The sequence below is a fragment of the Butyricicoccus sp. AM27-36 genome (assembly GCF_003480945.1).
GTDB lineage: Bacteria > Bacillota > Clostridia > Oscillospirales > Butyricicoccaceae > Agathobaculum > Agathobaculum butyriciproducens.
Map to the genome: position 1 here is coordinate 1 of NZ_QUJR01000030.1, position 3,776 is coordinate 3,776.

The window sequence follows — 3,776 nt, forward strand, 5'->3', positions numbered from 1 at the left end:
CAGATAATGGTAGCCATCAGGTGACCGCCGAATGCCGGACGAGTCATCTTCAGGTTGCGGTCCTCACGGTTCAGAGCATCGATCTGAGCCTGCGGCAGAGTGGAAGCATCCTGCAGGAATGCAGCGTACTTCTCTACGTCTACGTCGAGGTGGGTGCAGTCTGCGGTCAGACCGGTGTGCAGACGAGCTGCGCAGCGCGGGCCCAGGTCACGGCCAATGTTGGTAGCGGCGATCAGCAGGATCTCCGGCTTCTTAGCCATAACAGTGTCGCACAGAACCTTTGCGTATGCATCGGTGGTGTAGGTCTCGAGCAGGTCGCTCTCGCAAACCAGAACCTTGTCAGCGCCGTAAGCGCCCAGTTCCTTTGCCATCTTCTCGCCTACGCCCTTGCCGCCAAGCAGCAGGCCGCAAACTTCAGTGCCCATGTCGTCTGCCAGCTTGCGTGCCTCAGAGATCAGCTCGAGCACGGTCGGCTGCAGCTCGCCCTGGCGCTGCTCACAGAATACCCATACGCCGGAAAAATCGGCGAGGTTCGTATTATTGAAATCAGCCATTGTTCAGTATTCTCCTTCCGATTAAATGATGTGCTTCTTCTGAAGCTCAGCAACCAGCTCATCGCAGGTAGCCTTGTCAGCGCCCTCAAGCATCTTGCCCTGACCCTTCTGGGGAGGAGTGAAGGACTTGAAGATGTTGGTGGGAGAACCCTTCAGACCAATGGTGGTGGGATCGATCAGCGGATCGTCCTTCAGGGTGTTGTAGTCATAAACTGCGATCGGCTTATCGTAGCAGCCCATGATGCCCTTGATGGACATGTAACGGGGCTCGTTCAGCTCCTTGATGCAGGTCAGCAGGCACGGGGTCTGGGTCTCGATGGTCATGTAGCCATCCTCCAGAGCGCGCTTAACGGTAACGGTGGTGCCCTCGATCTTTACGTCAGCAGCGTAGGAGATCTGCGGGATGTCCAGCTTCTCAGCGATCTGAGAGCCAACCTGAGCGGTATCACCGTCGATAGCCTGACGGCCGCAGAATACTACGTCATCAGCGTCAACGCCATACTTCTTGATAGCAGCAGCCAGGATCTGGGAGGTTGCGAAGGTATCGGAACCGCCGAACTCACGAGCGGAAACCAGAATGCCTTCGTCAGCGCCCATAGCCATCAGCTCACGCAGCATGCCCTGTGCCGGGGGAGGACCCATGGTGATAACAACGACCTTGCAGCCGGTAGCGTCCTTCAGCTTCAGAGCAGCCTCAACCGCGTTCTTGTCGTCCGGGTTGATGATGGTAGCCATGGATGCGCGGTTCAGAGTGCCATCGGGATTAACAGCAACCTTACCGGAGGTATCCGGAACCTGCTTTACACAAACAATTGCCTTCATAGTTCAGTTTTCCTCCTATTCTTACTTACCGAGAATGTTACCGGAGATAACAACGCGCTGGATCTCGCTGGTGCCCTCGTAGATCTCGGTGATCTTGGCATCACGCATCATGCGCTCAACCGGGTAATCCTTGGTGTAGCCGTAGCCGCCGTGTACCTGAACTGCCTTGGTGGTGATCTTCATAGCAGCCTCGGAAGCGAACAGCTTAGCGGTTGCAGCGTCCAGAGTGAAGCGGCCGCCCTCAGACTTAGCAACAGCAGCCTTGTAGGTCAGCAGGCGAGCAGCCTCGATTGCAACGTGCATATCAGCAAAGAGGAACTGAGTGTTCTGGAACTTTGCGATCGGACGGCCGAACTGCTCACGGGTCTTAGCAAAGTTGATGGACTCTTCCATAGCGCCCTCTGCAATGCCCAGTGCCTGTGCAGCGATGCCGATACGGCCGCCGTCCAGGGTCTGCATAGCGATCTTGAAGCCCTTGCCTTCTGCGCCGAGGAGGTTCTCCTTCGGAACGATGCAGTCGGTGAATACGATCTCAGCCGTCGGGGAGCCGTGCAGGCCAAGCTTCTCCTCGTGCTTGCCAACAGAGAAGCCCGGGAAGGAGCTCTCTACGATAAATGCAGAAATGCCCTTGGTGCCCTTGGACTTGTCGGTCATAGCGAATACTACGAATACGTCAGCAACGTAGCCGTTGGTGATGAAGATCTTGGAGCCGTTCAGTACGTAGTGGTCACCCTGCAGCTCAGCAACGCAGGTGCCCTTTGCAGCGTCAGAACCAGCGTCCGGCTCGGTCAGTGCGAAAGCGCCTACCTTGTGGCCTTCGGTCAGCATGCGGAGGTACTTCTCCTTCTGTGCGGGAGTACCGTTTGCAATGATCGGGCCGCAGCACAGACCATTGTGGGTAGCGAGGATATCGCCGGTGGAAGCGCACTGCTTGGACAGCTCTTCGATAGCGATAGCGGAGGAAAGATCGTCAGCGCCTGCGCCGCCGAACTCCTCGGGCACGATCATGCCCATAACGCCCAGATCGAACAGCTTCTCGATGTTCTCGCGGGGGTAAGTAGAGGTTTTGTCGGTTTCCGCAGCGATGGGCTTAACTTCGTTCTCGGTGAAGTCATGCATCATCTGGCGAACCAGTTCCTGTTCACGGGTCAGATGGAAATCCATGTTCAAGTCTCCTTCTTGTTTGGATATTTATTGCCAAAGCCGGTGAAAACCGGCATTCCGCCTGTTGCAGACTGCCATTTGGTGCGGCAGGGAACCGCCTGCCCGTGTCTAACCGATCAATAGGGTGGTTCGGTTTGGAGCGGGTTTTGCACACTTTTTTGTTAAGTTTTTGTTCCGTCTATCAATATACCACACCAGATAGCAAGCGTCAACTGTCAATATCAACGGAATAAAGCAATAAATTTGGTAAATTATAAGGGATTGTACAAGCGGAATATTCTCAAAACGCGGGGGATGGTGATAAATACCGAAAAAAACGATGGAAACTGGTAAAAATACACAAATACACAGAGCTCTCCGGCGGGAGAACTCTGCGGTGGTGAAGTGTTGGTGCAGTTCAGTCTTTGGCTTTACCGCGCAGCTCGGGTTCTTTGGCGAGGCAGTTGCCGTAGTTTTCAATCTTGTGGTTGAGCCGTTCGAGCGTCTGCTGCATGGTGGCAATGCGTTCCTCGAGCTGGTCGCGCTGCTCGAGGAGCAAAGCCTTGCGGGCACCGATGGTGCTGTCACCCTGCTGGAACAGGGCCACATATTCGATGAGCGCCTCAATCTGCAGACCGGCCGCACGCATACATTTAATAAACTCGATCCAGCTGCATGAGGTCTGGTCGTAATCGCGGATGCCGCTTTTGGTGCGCGGTACCGGCGGGATCAGACCGATGCGCTCGTAGTAGCGCAGTGTGTCCGGTGTGATGTCGAACTGTCTGCTCACTTCTGCGATGGTCATGGGAGTCACCTTCCTTTGGTGAGTTTAGTGTAGCATTTGGAGTATACTCTAAGTCAAGGGTAAATTGAGAATGGAAAATGGAGGATTGAAAGTGAACGTGGCGGTTGATGGATGTGATTCGGAGAGAAACGGCGGGGTGACCTCATCCCCGCCGTTTGTAAATTCATTTGCACTATCAAACCGCAGGGGAGTGCATTGTGCTCCCGCATCAATGTTAAATGGGTGTGGATATGCGGTTATGTAATTGCAGTGAGTTGAATTTGACCATCACGTTAATTTTCCATTCTCCATCCTCAATTTTCAATTACCACAACAAAAAAGGAACCCTCTTTCGAGGATTCCTTTTCATGCAACTTTGGTTTGTTAAGCGGAGAAATTACTCCTCAACCTTAACGTATACGCCGCCGTTACGGCAGGACTCGGTAGCAGCCTTAGCCATGAGAACCGGACGC

4 protein-coding genes are annotated in these 3,776 nt (G+C 54.1%); all 4 read right to left on the bottom strand.

The window, feature by feature from the left end; genetic code table 11:
* On the bottom strand, positions 1–554 hold a 554-nt coding region (locus tag DW724_RS15275), incomplete at its 3' end, for an electron transfer flavoprotein subunit alpha/FixB family protein (protein ID WP_442861300.1).
* A gap of 21 nt (positions 555–575) precedes the next feature.
* Positions 576–1,376, bottom strand: a complete 801-nt coding sequence (acrB, locus tag DW724_RS15280) for an acryloyl-CoA reductase electron transfer subunit gamma (RefSeq protein WP_118362010.1) — start codon at positions 1,374–1,376, stop codon at positions 576–578.
* Positions 1,377–1,397: 21 nt separating this feature from the next.
* A complete protein-coding gene (locus DW724_RS15285; protein ID WP_118362012.1) occupies positions 1,398–2,540 on the bottom strand; it encodes an acyl-CoA dehydrogenase in 1,143 nt (380 codons plus the stop codon).
* A 397-nt stretch (positions 2,541–2,937) separates the two neighbouring features.
* Positions 2,938–3,324, bottom strand: a complete 387-nt coding sequence (locus DW724_RS15290) for a MerR family transcriptional regulator (RefSeq protein ID WP_117492801.1) — start codon at positions 3,322–3,324, stop codon at positions 2,938–2,940.
* Positions 3,325–3,776: the final 452 nt, after the last annotated feature.

What these genes read in the sequence shown, in the direction of transcription:
- acrB (WP_118362010.1), bottom strand. Translation starts at nt 1,376, where the DNA reads ATGAAGGCAATTGTTTGTGTAAAGCAGGTTCCGGATACCTCCGGTAAG.
- DW724_RS15285 (WP_118362012.1), bottom strand. Translation starts at nt 2,540, where the DNA reads ATGGATTTCCATCTGACCCGTGAACAGGAACTGGTTCGCCAGATGATG.
- DW724_RS15290 (WP_117492801.1), bottom strand. Translation starts at nt 3,324, where the DNA reads ATGACCATCGCAGAAGTGAGCAGACAGTTCGACATCACACCGGACACA.